17 protein-coding genes and 2 tRNA genes are annotated in these 16,219 nt (G+C 40.8%); 2 read left to right on the top strand and 17 right to left on the bottom strand.

Annotated features, from left to right (window positions below; translation table 11 throughout):
* Positions 1-75: 75 nt before the first annotated feature.
* Entirely contained in the window at positions 76-1,080 is a 1,005-nt protein-coding gene (rsmC, locus tag DK415_RS01195; RefSeq protein WP_109432080.1) for a 16S rRNA (guanine(1207)-N(2))-methyltransferase RsmC, read from the bottom strand.
* A gap of 67 nt (positions 1,081-1,147) precedes the next feature.
* Here rsmC and DK415_RS01190 point away from each other — a divergent pair, with 67 nt between their 5' ends.
* Both DK415_RS01190 and rimI read left to right on the top strand, forming a co-directional pair.
* Positions 1,148-1,588: a DNA polymerase III subunit psi gene (locus tag DK415_RS01190; protein ID WP_109432079.1), complete on the top strand. Its 441-nt coding sequence runs from the start codon at positions 1,148-1,150 to the stop codon at positions 1,586-1,588.
* 12 nt (positions 1,589-1,600) lie between these two features.
* Positions 1,601-2,044 (top strand): ribosomal protein S18-alanine N-acetyltransferase, encoded by a 444-nt coding sequence (rimI, locus tag DK415_RS01185; protein WP_109432078.1) that lies wholly within the window; start codon positions 1,601-1,603, stop codon positions 2,042-2,044.
* A gap of 2 nt (positions 2,045-2,046) precedes the next feature.
* Here rimI and recC read toward each other — a convergent pair whose 3' ends face one another.
* From recC to DK415_RS01105, 16 genes are all read right to left on the bottom strand, one after another.
* Complete coding sequence (recC, locus tag DK415_RS01180) at positions 2,047-5,469, bottom strand: exodeoxyribonuclease V subunit gamma (protein ID WP_109432077.1); 3,423 nt, start codon at positions 5,467-5,469, stop codon at positions 2,047-2,049.
* Between the two features lie 11 nt (positions 5,470-5,480).
* Positions 5,481-5,780 (bottom strand): DUF5374 domain-containing protein, encoded by a 300-nt coding sequence (locus DK415_RS01175; protein ID WP_109432076.1) that lies wholly within the window; start codon positions 5,778-5,780, stop codon positions 5,481-5,483.
* Positions 5,755-6,450 carry a DUF2572 family protein gene (locus DK415_RS01170; protein WP_109432075.1) on the bottom strand — a complete coding sequence of 232 codons (696 nt, stop codon included), beginning with the start codon at positions 6,448-6,450 and terminating at the stop codon, positions 5,755-5,757. The genes DK415_RS01175 and DK415_RS01170 overlap by 26 nt, the downstream gene beginning before the upstream one ends.
* A complete protein-coding gene (locus DK415_RS01165; RefSeq protein ID WP_420884501.1) occupies positions 6,447-7,190 on the bottom strand; it encodes a hypothetical protein in 744 nt (247 codons plus the stop codon). The genes DK415_RS01170 and DK415_RS01165 overlap by 4 nt, the downstream gene beginning before the upstream one ends.
* The gene (locus DK415_RS01160; RefSeq protein WP_109432074.1) at positions 7,177-7,698 is read right to left on the bottom strand and encodes a type II secretion system protein; all 522 of its coding nucleotides are present in this window, start codon (positions 7,696-7,698) and stop codon (positions 7,177-7,179) included. The genes DK415_RS01165 and DK415_RS01160 overlap by 14 nt, the downstream gene beginning before the upstream one ends.
* A 218-nt stretch (positions 7,699-7,916) precedes the next feature.
* Positions 7,917-7,993, bottom strand: a tRNA-Lys gene (locus DK415_RS01155).
* 25 nt (positions 7,994-8,018) lie between these two features.
* A tRNA-Lys gene (locus tag DK415_RS01150) sits at positions 8,019-8,094 on the bottom strand.
* Between the two features lie 197 nt (positions 8,095-8,291).
* Positions 8,292-8,744 (bottom strand): peptidoglycan-associated lipoprotein Pal, encoded by a 453-nt coding sequence (gene pal, locus DK415_RS01145; protein WP_006718991.1) that lies wholly within the window; start codon positions 8,742-8,744, stop codon positions 8,292-8,294.
* 14 nt (positions 8,745-8,758) lie between these two features.
* Entirely contained in the window at positions 8,759-10,039 is a 1,281-nt protein-coding gene (gene tolB / locus DK415_RS01140; protein ID WP_109432073.1) for a Tol-Pal system beta propeller repeat protein TolB, read from the bottom strand.
* A 33-nt stretch (positions 10,040-10,072) separates the two neighbouring features.
* Positions 10,073-11,188, bottom strand: a complete 1,116-nt coding sequence (tolA, locus tag DK415_RS01135; protein ID WP_109432072.1) for a cell envelope integrity protein TolA — start codon at positions 11,186-11,188, stop codon at positions 10,073-10,075.
* A gap of 17 nt (positions 11,189-11,205) precedes the next feature.
* The gene (gene tolR, locus DK415_RS01130; protein ID WP_006718996.1) at positions 11,206-11,628 is read right to left on the bottom strand and encodes a colicin uptake protein TolR; all 423 of its coding nucleotides are present in this window, start codon (positions 11,626-11,628) and stop codon (positions 11,206-11,208) included.
* Between the two features lie 84 nt (positions 11,629-11,712).
* Positions 11,713-12,402, bottom strand: a complete 690-nt coding sequence (gene tolQ / locus DK415_RS01125) for a protein TolQ (protein ID WP_006718998.1) — start codon at positions 12,400-12,402, stop codon at positions 11,713-11,715.
* A gap of 29 nt (positions 12,403-12,431) precedes the next feature.
* A complete protein-coding gene (ybgC, locus tag DK415_RS01120; RefSeq protein WP_109432071.1) occupies positions 12,432-12,836 on the bottom strand; it encodes a tol-pal system-associated acyl-CoA thioesterase in 405 nt (134 codons plus the stop codon).
* Positions 12,837-12,949: 113 nt separating this feature from the next.
* Positions 12,950-13,237, bottom strand: coding sequence for a cyd operon protein YbgE (gene ybgE / locus DK415_RS01115; protein ID WP_109432070.1), 288 nt, complete (start codon positions 13,235-13,237; stop codon positions 12,950-12,952).
* Between the two features lie 113 nt (positions 13,238-13,350).
* Positions 13,351-14,490: a cytochrome d ubiquinol oxidase subunit II gene (gene cydB, locus DK415_RS01110; RefSeq protein ID WP_109432069.1), complete on the bottom strand. Its 1,140-nt coding sequence runs from the start codon at positions 14,488-14,490 to the stop codon at positions 13,351-13,353.
* Between the two features lie 14 nt (positions 14,491-14,504).
* Positions 14,505-16,070, bottom strand: a complete 1,566-nt coding sequence (locus tag DK415_RS01105) for a cytochrome ubiquinol oxidase subunit I (protein ID WP_109432068.1) — start codon at positions 16,068-16,070, stop codon at positions 14,505-14,507.
* Between the last annotated feature and the right edge of the window lie 149 nt (positions 16,071-16,219).

Raw genomic sequence — 16,219 nt, 5'->3', positions numbered from 1 at the left:
CGAAGTAGTAAATAATAGGTAGAATTCTAGCTAAAAGGCTTTTGTCAGACTAGCGAAATTTAACGCACTATTCACTCATCCGCGCACTGAATACACCTTAAACTTATTATTTTTCGCCAATACCTCATGGCCGCCGAAATGTTGATCAAGCCAGTCGGCATAAGGCAAAAAGGCATTCGCCACAATACGCAATTCACCATCTGCTTTAAGATGCCATTTTGCTTGTTTAATCAATTCATTAACCGCGGTATAAGCGGTATCAATGCCGTCATGAAACGGCGGGTTGGAAATGATCAGGTCAAATTTTCCTTCCACATGAGAGAACACATCGCTTGCCAATACTGTGCCTTGCAACTGATTTTCTTGCAAGGTTCGTCGTGCCGATTCAAGCGCCATGGCGTGAATATCCGTCATCACCAGCTTGGTTTTCGGATGATGTTTTTGAATGTAACTGCCAATCACGCCGGCGCCACAACCAATATCCAGTACATCACCCGACACATTTTTTAACGTAGACAACAACAATGCCGTGCCGCCATCCAGTTCGGCGGCGCTGAAGACGCCCGGTAACGCATACACGGTGACATCGGCAAGGTGTGGTGATTGGTAGGATTTCCAGAAGGAATTCAGATCAAAGTGCGGTGGATTTTTTAGCTGAAAATGATAAAGACTACAACGGCGGGCAGAGTCGATTTTGTGAATATCGCCGAAGTCCGCAAGCATATTTTCTGCAGAACGTACGCCGCTTCGATTTTCGCCGACAATGAGAATTTCTTGTCCCACCGGGCTTTTGGCAAGCATTTGCATTAATTGAAAATGGCATTCCTGCTTGTTCTTCGTCCAATAAAACAGGATCAAATCGGCTTGGCGTTGAAATTCGAGGGAAAAATCCACCGCACTTTGTTGCTTTTGATTTTCTCGGTTGGCGTAATCAAAATACCAACTCCAAGCGCGGGCGTTAAAACCTTGGCGTCGTAAATCGGAAAGAAATTCATCGTTCACGGCTCCCGTAAGCAATAACGACTTCCCTGTTAAAAAATCTAAATGCCGTTCCAACACTTCGCTTTCTGCACAAATCACGCTATTAATCCTCTGCCTTATTGGTTAAAATGGGCGCCCATTATACTGGATTGAATTGATTTTAGATATGCAAGAAACGCGCCAACCTTACTCCCGTCGAGATGTATTACTGCAACAAATGGGCATTAGCCAATGGCAGTTAGTGCGCCCGGAAGCGTTGAAAGGCGCAATGAATATCACTGTCGCCGAGCATATTCGTTTGATTATCATCAGTCAGCAAAATCTATTGCAACAACCTGTTGTGCAGGATGTGTTACGCAGCCTGACACTGGATAGCGAGCAAGTATTAAATATCACCTTTGAACAGCTTGCTTATTTGCAAGTTAACCATAAAGTCAGTTATTGGTTGCTTTCTCAAAACACCTCGAAAAATGACCGCACTTTATCTCTCCCACAACCGTTAAATGTGTGGCAGTCAGGTGATCTTGAGGAATTTAAACAAAATCCGCAGGCAAAACGTCAATTTTGGCAAACCATTCAACAATCCCCTTCCATCAATGCCGAATAACAAGGATCTGTCGTGATAACCATTTCGTTGATTGAAGAACAAGACTTTGACGCACTTTATGCTATTGAGCAGGCGGCTCACGCCGTACCTTGGAGTTTAGGTACGCTGAAAAATAACCAAGGCGAGCGTTATCTCAATTTAAAGATCGTCGAAGGACATCAGATTTATGGATTTGCTATTTGTCAGACAGTATTAGATGAAGCCACCCTGTTTAATATTGCTATCGATCCGCACAAACAAGGTTTGGGACTCGGACGACAGTTACTAACGGAACTCATCACCCAACTCAGACAAAAAGGGATTTTGACCTTGTGGCTGGAAGTACGTGAATCCAATAAAAAAGCCCAAGCGCTTTATGATTCGCTGGGCTTTAATCAAGTGGATATCCGCAAAAACTATTACCCGACAGCAGATGGCAAACGGGAAAATGCCGTGGTCATGGCAGCCTATTTATAAGGTTATTTTTCCCTCTTAATTGCTTGCAACATCGGTACAAACCACGCCTTCACCTGCTGATTTATCCACGCCAAGTCTAATTCCTGCGTTTGTACCAGCACACGTTGCCAATATAAATCGCCACGGGAATAATCATCCCCTTCGGCAATTTTTGTTAACTGAGCAAAGCACTTCTCACCATCAACCGCCTCTTCGTTAGCAATCTGTTTTAGATATGCCTCAATGCCCAGTGTTGGAATCAGCTGCAATTGCGACAGCCCGGCTAAATAGCTTTCTACATAAATTTTCAGTTGCGCAAGGGCATCCTGTTGAGACACCACCTGAAAAATCTCGCGTTTGTCCTTGCCTTGGAAAAGAGATTCCGTCGGCTGCGGCTGCGTTGCGCACAACAATAAATGATATAACCAAGCTTCAATACGATCTTTATCTTTGATGGTTGCCATGCGCCAAGTCACACGCTGTAACGGGTCGCCATATAAGTGGGAGATATTGCCTGATAAGGTGATGTTACCGAATGCCGTCGGCAAGGTCATTTGTACAAAACGGTTTTGTGGCGTTTGTTCCACATAATCGGCAATATAGTGTTTAAATTCCGCCACTTCATCCAATAATTTATTGGCGTAGAGTGTCGCAAATTCGCCTCTTGGCAATACACCTTTCACCTTCAAATGATCAAAAAACGCGTCGATTTGGTGTTCATCGACATCGACCAAGTCTGCATGAATCAGGTATTTTTCTAAGCCATTATTCAAAACGAAATTTTCACTGTCGGCGATACTTTCTTCCTGCTCGGAAAAATTCACACCGAGGCGACGCTCAAAGAAAAATTTCACCGGATTTTTCACAAACGCCACCAAACGAGAAAATTCAATCTCCGTTTCTTGCTCGAAACCATCCTGCGCTATTGTCGGTTGAATGAAATCCGACAATGCCTGATTGGACTGCGAATTCACCAAAGGCAACCATTGTTGCGCAAAAGATTGACTAAAAGTGCGGTCATTTTTTTCAAAGTTTTTTCGACTAAATGCCGTCATGCCGTGTTGTTGCACCAGTAATGCCCGCCAATCCTTACCTTCATCAGGAAGATTTTCCACGATGTAATCCAACAACTGGCTCACCAATACGGAGGGCTCACGTTCTTGATTATCTGAAATAGAACGACCGATGTAGCTGATATACAAATATTCCTGCGCAGATAACAAAGCCTCAAGGAACAAGTAACGATCATCATCACGGCGCGCACGATCGCCTTTAATACGGTGATACTGCATTAAGTCAAAACTATTTGGCGGCTGTTGACGTGGGTATTCACCGTCATTCATACCGAGCAGGCAGACCACTTTAAATGGAATAGAACGCATCGGCAGCAACGTGCAGAAATTCACTTTGCCGGCTAAAAAACGGTAATGATTCGGGTTTTCTTCTAACGCACCACTCATGACATCTGCCACAACATCAACGGTCAAGAGTTCATCAAAATGCGCGTCCTGTAACTGTTCTGCAAATTGCTGAATCACGTCTTTAATATAAAATAAGGTTTCTTCGGTTTCCGTTGTTGCGGCAAAGAAACGATCCGTTAAGGTCAACAAATGTTGTTGCCATTGCGCCACAGAATAGGGTTGTTGCAACGTTTTGAACCAATCTGATAATGCGGTGATAAACTCAGCCAGTTGCCCTGCCAGCTGACCTTTTAAGCCGAAACTGTTGTCCAATCCAAGGCTGTCTTGCCAAATACCATTTTCTTCCCGTAAGGCATACCCCAACAACATACGTTCCAAACCGGCTTGCCAGGAATTATAGTTGCTTTGCACCTCACCATGAGGTTCTTCACTTTGTTTCTCTAAACCAAAACGCACGCCGGCATTTTTCACCCAATCTCGAATTTGCGCCAAATCCTGCAATTCAATATTAAAGCGTTGACGTATTGCCGGCACATCTAACAGCGCTAACACATCTTCTGCACTGAAAAGACTTTCTTTGAGATGCAATAAAGAAAGGAAACCGGCAATAACCACATCATTTTCCGATAATTTGTTATCCGAAATAGAAAATGGAATGGCAGTTTGCGGCGTAGCATGTTGCCCGAAAACCGCGCGAATATAAGGCGTGTATTTATCAATATCCGCCACCATCACGATGATGTCTTTTGGGGTCAAATGTGGATTTTCTTGTAATAAATGCAGCAGATAATCCTGCAAGACTTCCACTTCCCGCATCGTGCTGTGGCAAGCATGTAAGGTTAAAGTGCGGTCATTTTCCTGATAGTTTAACGGCTCGCTGCCACTCGGCATAAGATGCAAAATCTGATGCTGAATTTGACTCAATAAATTCTTCGGTTCAATCTCCGCATAGGCAGAAATCTCATTCGGTTCTAACTGCGTTAATAAATAAGAAAAATCGCGTCCTAATTTTCCCCATGAAGCCAACAAGGGATTACCGACTTGCAATTTTTCTTGTGCGTAAGTCACTTCCCATTGCTGCTCTACCTGCGCTCTTTGTTCTGCGGATAACAACGGTTTATTAGCTTGATTGAAATAATCGGTACGAGTGCGTAGTGCTAATTTTTCGACAAATGTCGGATCCACAATGTCACCCCAATATTCCTCGCAAGGATTATTGAAGAACAAATGCACATCACAATATTGGCTAATGGCTTGAAAAATTTCTAAATAGGCTTTTGGCAACGCCGGAATACCGAAAATAAAAAGGCGTTCAGGCAGAAAGAGCGGTCGATTTTTACGGAGTTTTTCTAACAGCAACTGGTGTAAATGCGCTCGGTGTTGCACTAAATCCAATCCTGTTTCGATTTTTACTGCCTGTACCAAAGCCCGCCACAAACTAGCCTGCCAGGCGATATTTTGTTCAATCTGTGCCGATAAACGATCATTATTGAAATTTGATTGAGCTTCAATTTGATGATGAATATCTGCCTCTTGGTGCGCTTCCCAAGCGGCAATCCAGTCCGGGCGGTAAACCAAATATTGGTCGAATAAATCCGCGATCTTTCCGGCAAGTTGGTAGAGTTTAAATTGCTCCGATTGAACAGAGTGCGCCAGATAATGGCGTAAAGGATGGAAAGCCTCTTGCTCTAAATATTGAGGAATTAAGCGCATCAAACGCCACATCATGGCATTTTTATTAAATTGATTGCTTTGCGCCACATCGAGCAAATTTTCTGCATAAAGCTGCCAAATAAAACTGGCGGGCATTGGAAACGCAAAATTTGCTGCAATGCCTTTTTGCTCTGCGATTTGTAACTGTAGCCATTGTGCCATGCCCGGACTTTGCACCAGCACAGTTTCCGGCTGTAATGGATTGCTCAGCGGTTGACGTTGAATTAATTCAACGAGAATGTCCTTTTGCACCTCAAGTTGATTCGAATGATAAACAGTAAACACGCCGCCTCCGGAAATAAGCTCAAACATAACTTGCGCTATTATAAACTAATTTCACCGCGAGGATATTTCACCGTAACCTGATTTTGCGTGCACATAACATGAAAACGAATTTGATTCTGTAGCACGGATTCACAAGGCAACCCAAGAAAACGCCGTTGATGTTGATTCTCAACAATTTGAATAGCTTGAAAACGTTGATAAATTTCCACCGCACTTTTACGTTGTAAATTTCCCCATTGGTTAAACGTGAGGAAAAGCCCGCTAAATACAGATAAAGTCACCAACAAGGACACCAAGCTCATGCCTTTCTGATTAATTTTTGGGAACGACAAAATCATACCAACTCTTCTCTGCTAATCGCCAACGACTGTATTGTTGCACGATCTGAGTAACCGTACTTTTAGAATAAGTCACTTTAATATTTTCATCTAACGTCAATCGCCCTTTGGTAATGATCGAACCACTAATTTTACCCTGCCCTCGAATGTGTAAATCGCCTTCGGCGACAATCACCGCATTCACGTTTTTATCAATCTCCCATTCGGTTTCATTCGCCGTGAACCAATATAATGCCGCAGGCGACGACTTGCTTAAAATTAGCGGTGGAGACTGTAATTGTTGACGAAAAAGTGCAAGCCCCTCTTCGGAAATAAATTGCTCAAACAATTTTTCATACAGGTTTCGCACCGGCTGTTTTTGAAATAACTTATCCCGTTGACACCACGCATAATGGCTTAAGCCATCGGTGAATGAATTGTTCTCCAGTCGAAATGTTAAGAGAAAGGTATCACCGTTTTCTTGTGTGGAAAGCTGTTCGCAGCGCGACTTTTTCTCATTAAAACTGAGTTGTTGCAGAGGTAACTGCTGTTCCACATACAGATGTCGCTGAGCGGCAATAGATGAATACAAACGAAGTAAATCATCATTAAACAGCATGGTAAGAAGTAAAAATCCGCTGAGTAAGATCAATAAGGTAATAGTCATTATGCCGCGTTGAGGCGTTATCATGATTCTTCTCGGTTTAATAAGGGCACAACGATGGCGGTTTCGTAACTTATTTTCTTATGCTGCTTTAAATTGCCAATTAAACGCACTTCAATGCCTTTTTGTTCCGCTAACCAAGTAAAAGTTAAATGAGAAATTTCATATTCTTTTTCATCTAACAAATCCACCCAGCCACCGTGATTACAGGCAGATTGTTGGGTATAACGTTGGCAATCTTCAAAACTACAATTTTGTTTGACCGCACTTTTATAGGTTAAGCGAGTTTCTAGCATTTTTTGATGAAGTCGGTAACCAAATAATTCCCGTTCAATTTCCTTAGTCATATTTCGCTCATTCACAAGACAAGAATCGCCTTTATATTGCCCGCCTACACAGCCGTTAGCATCAAGATCATAGAAAAAGACGACACAACTGTTACTTTTCTCCGCGTTCATTTGAGCGATAGTCATTGCAGAGGGCTCACTCTGTTGTTCAAATAAGGACAGATTATCTTTTGTTAACTTATCGCTCGCCGCACGAAAACCGGCTCGCGCCAAATCTTTTCCGATGAGTTGAATCACACGTTGTAGCTCCGTTTGTAACTGCAAACGCAAAAGCATTTCCCGATTTTGTTGTTGGTGTTGGCTATAAAACTGCAAAATCACTAAAAGTAAAAACGAAGAAAGCGACACCGAAAGCATTAAACTCACTAAACTTTGCCCTGAAAGGCATTTTTGTTTTAACCTCATTCTATTCTTCATCATTTACACAAGCACTTAAGGATTGGTTATCTTTTAATTTCAAACTGCCCACATTAAAAAACGAAAAGAGGGTTCGTTGATGATTGGCTTGCAACACAAAACAGGCTGTGGACGCGGTGTTACGAATGCCACTTAACCGCGTGAGTTCCAGAGGATAATAACGCTTGCTAATCAACATGGTGTCCGAGAAAGCAGGATAATAAAAATGTGCAGAAACATGAGGAGGACAACCTTGGGGGGCCAAACAATCACATAGATGATGATTTTTAATCTGCGCAGTTAAACACCAACGTTTTCCTGACAAATCGCGACTTGCCATGAGAAACCAGATATCAGAAGAATTTTCTACGCGTGCCTGAATTTGACGTAAAAACGCATAAAGTTTTTGTTGCTCTTTTTGTAAGATATTCTGCTGTGAAGATTGCTGCCATGTAGGCAAAGCAAGCATCAACAATAAACTAAGAATGAAAAGTGCGATTAACATTTCCAACAAAGTAAATCCCTTTTGCATAAACGTTCCTTTTTTTGACCGCACTTTAAGGGAATAACCAGGACTAAAACATGCAGGAAGAAGAATTTTGCGAGCAAGATCGCAAAGTAAAATTAATTTGGAGAAAAATTAACAAGGGGACAAAAAACTATGTCACATTTACGACATAAATAAAAAAGATGTCGTATCTGAACATTAATTCAGAATTATAAATTTATATGATGCATAAAGAGTTTCAATGGTGGGTCGTATAGGATTCGAACCTATGACCAATGGATTAAGAGTCCACTGCTCTACCAGACTAAGCTAACGACCCATGTTTGGGAAATACAGCTTTAAATTGGTGGGTCGTGAAGGATTCGAACCTTCGACCAACGGATTAAAAGTCCGCTGCTCTACCGACTGAGCTAACGACCCAACGACGAGGGCTTATAATACTGATTTTATTTCAAGAATCAATAAAAAATTTTGTTTTTTTATTTATTCGCTTGAATATGCATCAAAATAAAAGCAATCAAATATGTGTAATTCTGACTAAAAAGCAGAATCGTACACTACAGTAAAAAATAAAAAACCGGGCATTAACCCGGCTTTTTATTTGAAATAGCAAAAAATTAGTATGCTAACACAGCGCGACGGTTTTTCGCATAAGCTGCTTCGTCATGACCTAATACTGCTGGTTTCTCTTCACCGTAAGAAACGGTAGAGATTTGACCTGCTTGTACACCTTTAGCAGTTAAGAAACTTTGTACTGCGTGAGCACGACGTTCACCTAATGCCATGTTGTATTCTGGAGTACCGCGTTCGTCAGTATTACCTTCAATACGTACATTAGTTGCTGGAGTTGCATTTAAGTATGCAGCGTGAGCATCTAAGATTTGAGCATATTCACCTTCAACATTGTATTTGTCGAAACCGAAATATACAGTGTTGTAGCGTTGTTGTAAGTCTTGAACAGAGTAACCACCAAAAGTTTGGCCGTTTGCGCTTTCATTTTTTGATGATCCACAAGCAGCTAATACAGCTACTGAACCAGCAACTAACAATGCTTTAGTAAATTTATTCATTGATTTCTCCTTGTTTATTTAGTTAAGTATGGTGACCAAGCTGGAAATTTAACTTGTCCATCATTCCCTGGTAAACGTGCCTTAAAGCGTCCGTCTGTGGACACTAATTGTAGCACCTTTCCCAAGCCTTGGGTAGAGCTATAAATAATCATAATACCATTTGGTGAAATACTCGGACTTTCATCTAAGAAAGTTGAACTTAGTACCTCAGAACCACCTGAAACCAAATCTTGTTTCACAATGTTATTACTTCCATCGATCATTACTAACGTACTACCATCTGAGCTGATTTGACCACTACCACGTCCACCAACAAGAGATACTCCACCACCGGATGCACTCATGCGATAAACTTGCGGAGAGCCGCCTCTATCGGATGTGAACACGATTGACTGCCCATCAGGCGACCAAGAAGGTTCGGTGTTATTACCTGAGCCACTGGTTAACTGAGAAACCTGTCCACTACCCAAATTTGTTACATAAATATTCAATACGCCGTCTTTTGAAGAGGCAAATGCTAATCTTGAGCCATCTGGCGAGAAGGCCGGAGCTCCGTTGTGTCCTGGGAATGAAGCTATCACTTTACGTGCCATTGAACCAAGATCTTGCAGAATAATTTGCGCTTTTTTATTTTCAAAAGAAACATACGCTAATTTTTTGCCATCCGGAGACCATGCCGGAGACATAAAAGGCTGAGAGCTCTTATTAATAATAAATTGGTTAAAACCATCATAGTCGGCTACGCGGACCTCATAAGGTTGTGATCCGCCATTTTTTTGCACGACATAAGCAATACGAGTCCGAAATGCGCCACGAATCCCTGTTAGTTTTTCAAAGGTTTCATCACTCACAGTATGCGCCCCGTAACGAACCCATTTTTGAGTCACCGTATATTGGTTTTGAGACAAAATCGAACCTGCACTTCCCATGGTATCAACTAATTGGTAAGCAATATCAAAACCACCATTAGATGGAGTTACTTGTCCAACAATTACTGCCTCAATACCCAATGCAGACCATGCACTAGGGTTAACTTCTGCAGCTGTAGTCGGCAGCTGAGGCATTTTACTGACAGAAAGTGGATTAAATTTTCCACTATTACGTAAGTCTGATGCAATGATATCTGCAATATCTGCCGGCGCACTGCCTGGACCATTCCACTTAAACGGAACAACAGCAATAGGTCGCGCAGAATCCATAACCTCATCAATAACGATGCGAACCTCTGCACGAGCTAGTGAAGTCAATCCTAATAGCATAATAAATAAGCTAAATACTCGAATAACTCTTTTCATTTTTTCTCCTATTGTTCAAAGTGCGGTGAAAAATTACCGCACTTTTCTTGGGTCAAACCCAAGAGTAAAGCTCTTAAACATTTCATACTCTTCCGGAGTAGGTGCTCTACGCATTTTTTTAGCTTGCTCAATCGCATTTAATGCAGCTGCACACAAATCATTAGGCCCGGATTTTTTCTCATACGATAAAATAGTTCCATCACTGGCAATTTCCATCTTAATATCGCAAACTTTACCTATAAAGCGTGTATCTCCACGGAAATAAGGTTTTATCGAAGAGTAAACAACGCCCGCATATGCAGAACCTGTTTTACCGCCATCACCAGCCCCCATTGATGCTCCAGCACCTTGACTACCTTGCTTATTCGCATTTCCACCTTTGATTGCACTTCCGCCACCAAGATCACCGCCATTAAAGAAATCATCTAATGCATTTTGATCAGCCTTACGCTTCGCTGCGTCTGCTTTTGCCTTGGCATCAGCTTTCGCTTTCGCCTCGGCTTTCGCTTTAGCATCTGCTTCTGCCTTAGCCTTGGCTTTAGCCTCCGCTTCAGCTTTTGCTTTAGCTTCGGCATCCGCTTTTGCCTTCGCTTCAGCCTCTGCTTTCGCTTTAGCTTCTTGTTTTGCTTTTTCTACTGCTGCGGCTTTTGCTTTCGCCTCTTCTTCCGCTTGTTTAGCTGCAGCGGCTAAGCGCTTAGCTTCCGCATCAGCTTTCAATTTAGCGGCTTCTGCGGCTTGTTTGGCTTTTGCTTCTTCTGCTTCTTTTTGTTTCTCTAATGCCTCTAAACGGGCTTTTTCCTCTTGCTGTTTCTTTTGCTCAGCAAGTTGTTTTTGTTTTTCTTGCTCTTTTTTCTTTTCTAGTTCTTGTTGACGTTGCTGTTCTTCTTGCTTTTTATCTTCTAATTCTTGTTTCTTTTGTTTGTCAGCTTGACCTTTTTTCTGCTGCTGAATTCGCCCCCACTCCTGAGCCGCAGAACCTGTATCCACCATCACAGCACCAATCACTTCGCCATCATCGCCTTCACCACCACCCATAATGTCAATATTGTGGTACAAAGAACTGAGGATAAGCAAACCAAACAAAATCAAGTGCATTATGACCGAAATCACAACTGCATCAACATCACCTTTTTGTCGCTTTTTCTGCACAATGGTTACCTATCTCATTAAATTGGATTTGTCATTAACCCAACTGACTTAATTCCGGCGAGATGAAGCAAATTAAGTGCTTTAATCACTTCTTCATAAGGTACGTCTTTCGCGCCACCAACTAAGAACATTGTATTGTTATCTTTATCAAACTCTTGTTTAGATAACTGGGTAACCATATCTTCAGTTAAATTTTCCGTACGATTTCCTCCAATTGAAATCGCATATTGACCAACACCGGAAACTTCTAAAATAACCGGCGTTCTGTCTTCTGCAGACACGTTTTGGCTTTGCACGGCATCCGGCAATTCAACCTCTACGCTCTGGCTAATGATTGGCGCAGTAGCCATAAAAATCAAAACCAATACTAAAAGCACGTCCAAAAACGGAACAATATTGATTTCAGATTTGATATCGCGGCGCTGACGACGATAAGACATATCAACCTTCTAAACTTATAATCGAAAAAACATCTAAAATAGTGACCGCACTTTTAACATAAGTGCGGCTGAAAATATGATTAATTAACTATGGTGATTTTTACCGAAAACCTGGCGATGCAAGATTGTCGTAAATTCATCAATAAAATTACCATAATTTTGTTCAAGTTTATTCACGCGTAAACTTAAACGGTTATAAGCCATTACTGCCGGAATTGCCGCAAATAAGCCGATTGCTGTCGCAATTAGCGCTTCCGCAATCCCCGGCGCAACCATTTGTAATGTAGCTTGTTTTGCTCCACTCAAGGACATGAAAGCATGCATGATTCCCCAAACTGTACCAAAAAGACCAATATATGGACTAATGGATGCTACAGTTGCCAAGAACGGAACACGAGTTTCAATATCTTCAATTTCGCGGTTCATAGATAAATTCATGGCACGGGTACTACCTTTAATGATCGCTTCCGGTGCATCTGGGTTTGCTTGTTTTAAACGAGTAAACTCTTTAAAACCAACATAAAAAATCTGTTCGCTACCGGTTAAACCATCACGACGATTAGATAACCCTTCATATAATTTATTTAAATCTTCACCAGACCAAAAACGGTCTTCAAATGCCATAGATTCTTTTAATGCCTTCGTTAATACTCGGCTACGTTGAATAATAATCGCCCAAGAAATAATAGAAAAACTCACTAAAATGAGAATTACTAATTGAACCACAATACTGGCTTTTAAAAAGAGATCTAAAAAGTTTAATTCTGAGGTCATTGGATACTCCGAAAACAACTCACTAATAGTTAATTGACTAGTGTTGCCTTGATTTGCGATGGAATTGCCACCGGTTTCATTTTACCAAGATCAACATAGGCTACCTTTACAGTAGCCCGACATAACGTTAATTCATTCCGTTTAATAATTTGAGAGAAAATAATTGACGCGCCTTTTATTTCTGTGACAAGCGTTTCTACATGTAGCAAGTCATCTAATTTTGCCGGGAAACAGTAATCAATATTCATTGATTTAACGACAAAAGCTCCTTTATTTTCTGCTAACAATTCTTTTTGGGAAAAATTAAATGTTCTTAAATATTCTGTCCTTGCCCGCTCAAAAAAATGTAAATAGCGTGCATGATAAACCACACCACCTGCATCTGTATCTTCGTAATAAACACGAGCAGAATAATGAAAAACGTTCTGTTCCAACTTTTCTTCCCCATTTAATGAAATTTAGAAAGCAGGAGGTCGGTTATTTTAGAGCGCTGCAAAATGATTAGCAAGCTTGAAATTGCACTTCTTAAAAAATTAACTCGTTGATTTTAAGTTAATAGATTATGCAACAAACTTATGACTGCTGCGAGATAACCAATCCATGGCATGAAAATCAGACGCCATAGCGTTGCTCTGATCTCAAAGCCCAAACCATGAATCCATAAAATCCCAACGCTCCAGATCAAAATAAAAACATAATAAAATTCAACCGCTCTTAATTGCGTTGAAAATTGGTTAATGTTAAAAAAGAAAAACGCTGTTAAAGTCAGCGCTAAAATAAATGAAAGGGTTCGTAATGAACCCTTATTTACTAATTGATACAATGAATTAATCATTCAATTACTCGTCAAATTTACCTGAACGTTCTTTGTTCATTGTAATCTTTGCACTCACGCCTACAGCGAATAAAACGCCTACGACCCAAATTGCATATAACATATTATTCTCCCTAGTATAATGAGTTTTTGTTCTCTTCAACAAAGCTTTCATCCAAACGACCAAACATTTTGTAGTATGACCAAATAGTGTAAAGCAATGAGATGCTGACGAATACTAATGCAAGGTAGAACATTAAGGTTAATGTTAATTCACTTGAAGTCGCATCCCACATTAACAAGCTTTGTGCAGGGTGAGTACTTGAAGGCATTACAAATGGGAACATTGATACTGCCGCAGTAATAATCACACCAGCCATTGTTAATACAGAGAAGAAGAAGGCAAAACCACAACGATTTGCTTTAGATGCAATCACATTCAATAATGCCCCCACAACAGCCAATGCTGGGAATGCCCACAAAGCAGGAGTCTCATTGAAGTTCTTAAACCATGCACCAACTTCAACAGCCACCTCTTTACCTACTGCAGGTGAAGATGGCGCAAAGTGATCTAACACGCTAGTAACAACATAACCTTCTTTGAAAGAAAGCCACACGCCCGCAAGAACAAAGGTAATCAATGTTACTAATGCGCCAACCTGAGTAATCGCTCTTGCGCGCTCACGCAGTACTGATGTCGTTTTCATTTGTAACCAGTTTGCACCATGCGTTACTAACATCGCAAGGCTCAATACACCGCAAAGTAATGCGAATGGGTTTAATAATTCAAAGAAAGAACCCGTGTAAGTCACTTGTGAAAGCTCATTTAATTCAAATGGTACACCTTGTAATAAATTACCAAATGCTACACCGAATACTAATGCAGGTACAAAACCACCCGCAAACAAGCCCCAATCCCACACAGCACGCCATGTTGGGTTATCAATTTTCGCACGATATTCAAAACCAATTGGACGGAAGAATAACGCAGCTAACACAAGGAATAAGGCAATATAGAAGCCTGAAAACGCTACAGAATAAACAATCGGCCATGCCGCGAAGATTGCACCACCAGCAGTTAATAACCAAACTTGGTTACCATCCCAGTGTGGAGCAATAGAGTTAATCATAATACGTCTTTCTACTTCTTTCTTACCTGCTACGGGTAAAAGTGCGGTCACGCCCATATCGAATCCATCTGTTACAGAGAAACCGATAAGCAATACAACAACTAGCACCCACCAAATAATACGTAGAATTTCATAATCAAGCATAATCCATCTCCTGCTTATTTAGATGATTGCTCAAAATAGTATTTGCCGGTTTTCAATGCACTTGGACCTAAACGTGCATATTTAAACATCAAATACATTTCCGCAATGATGAAGAAGAAGTAAAGTACACAAATTAAACCGATAGAGAACCATAAGTCACCTACACTCAAGTTAGAGGCAGACACACCCACCGGTAATACTTCATAAATCGCCCATGGTTGACGACCAAATTCAGCTAAGAACCAACCAAATTCAATCGCTAAGATTGGCAATGGGATACCCCAAAGCAATGCTTTAAGTAATAAGCGAGAAGAAGTGACTTTATTACGTAAATTCTGAACAAATGCACCGAAGGTCAATAAAATAATTAAGCCACCTGCCGCTAACATACCACGGAATGCCCAGAAGTTAGGACCTACGTTTGGAATAGTATCACGAGCCGCTTGTTTAATTTGTTCATCTGTTGCATCAACAACTTTATCTGTGTAACGTTTTAATAATAAACCAAAACCTAAATCGCCTTTTACTTCATCAAATTTTGCTTTAGTTTCTGGATTTACGTGACCTGCTGATTTTTTCTCTGCTTTTAATTGTGTGAATAAATCGTAAGCAACCATACCGTTACGAACACGACCTTCATTTTTCTCTTGAATCTCTTTCAAACCAACAATTTCAGTGTCTAAAGAACGCGTTGCAATTAAACCACCTAAATATGGGATTTCAACCGCAAAATCATTTTTCATTTCTGCAGTATTTGGAATCGCAACTGGATGGAATGGCGCCGGTGCAGGATGAGTTTCAAACTCAGCTTCCATTGCAGCTAATTTCACAGGTTGTGCTTTACCGATGTCGTAACCTGATTCATCACCCATAATTAATACCGCTGATGCAGCGATAAAACCAAAAGTTGCCGCCACAGAGAATGAACGTTTAGCGAAACCAATATCACGACCTTTTAATAAATAGAATGCACTGATTCCTAATACAAACATTGCACCAGTTGAATAACCTGCCGTTAACGTGTGTAAGAATTTACTTTGTGCTACCGGATTTAACCATAAATCCAAGAAGCTCGTCATTTCCATACGCACGGTTTCAAAATTAAATTCAGAACCTGCAGGAGATTGCATCCAACCGTTTGCAACCAAAATCCACATGGCAGAAAGATTTGAACCGAACGCCACACAATAGGTTGCTAATAAGTGTTTTCCCTTCGTTAAGCGATCCCAACCGAAGAAAAATAGACCAACAAAGGTGGATTCTAAGAAAAATGCAAGTAATGCTTCGATCGCCAATGGCGCACCAAAAATATCACCCACATAGTGAGAATAGTAAGACCAGTTTGTACCAAATTGGAATTCCATAATGATACCGGTCGTTACGCCTAGGGCAAAGTTAATACCAAATAACTTACCCCAAAATTTTGTCATATCTTTATATACTTCTTTACCCGTTGCGACATAGATTGTTTCCATGATGACAAGCACGAAAGACAATCCAAGTGTCAGCGGTACAAAAATGAAGTGATACAGCGCGGTTAAAGCAAACTGTAATCTTGAGAGTTCAACAACGTCTAACATCTCGGCTCCTTGTAAAAGCTACAAGTTTTTAAATTCTATGATTACTTCGTAATCACCCCACAAACTCAAAATATCTTTTGAATTTTTCATGTAAGATTATCTTTATAATGACCGCTAGTTGCAGTTGTTTAAGTCGATTATTACACAGA

Source organism: Aggregatibacter segnis, assembly GCF_003130075.1.
GTDB classification, from domain to species: domain Bacteria; phylum Pseudomonadota; class Gammaproteobacteria; order Enterobacterales; family Pasteurellaceae; genus Aggregatibacter; species Aggregatibacter segnis_A.
This window is presented reverse-complemented; position numbering and strand designations above follow the sequence as displayed.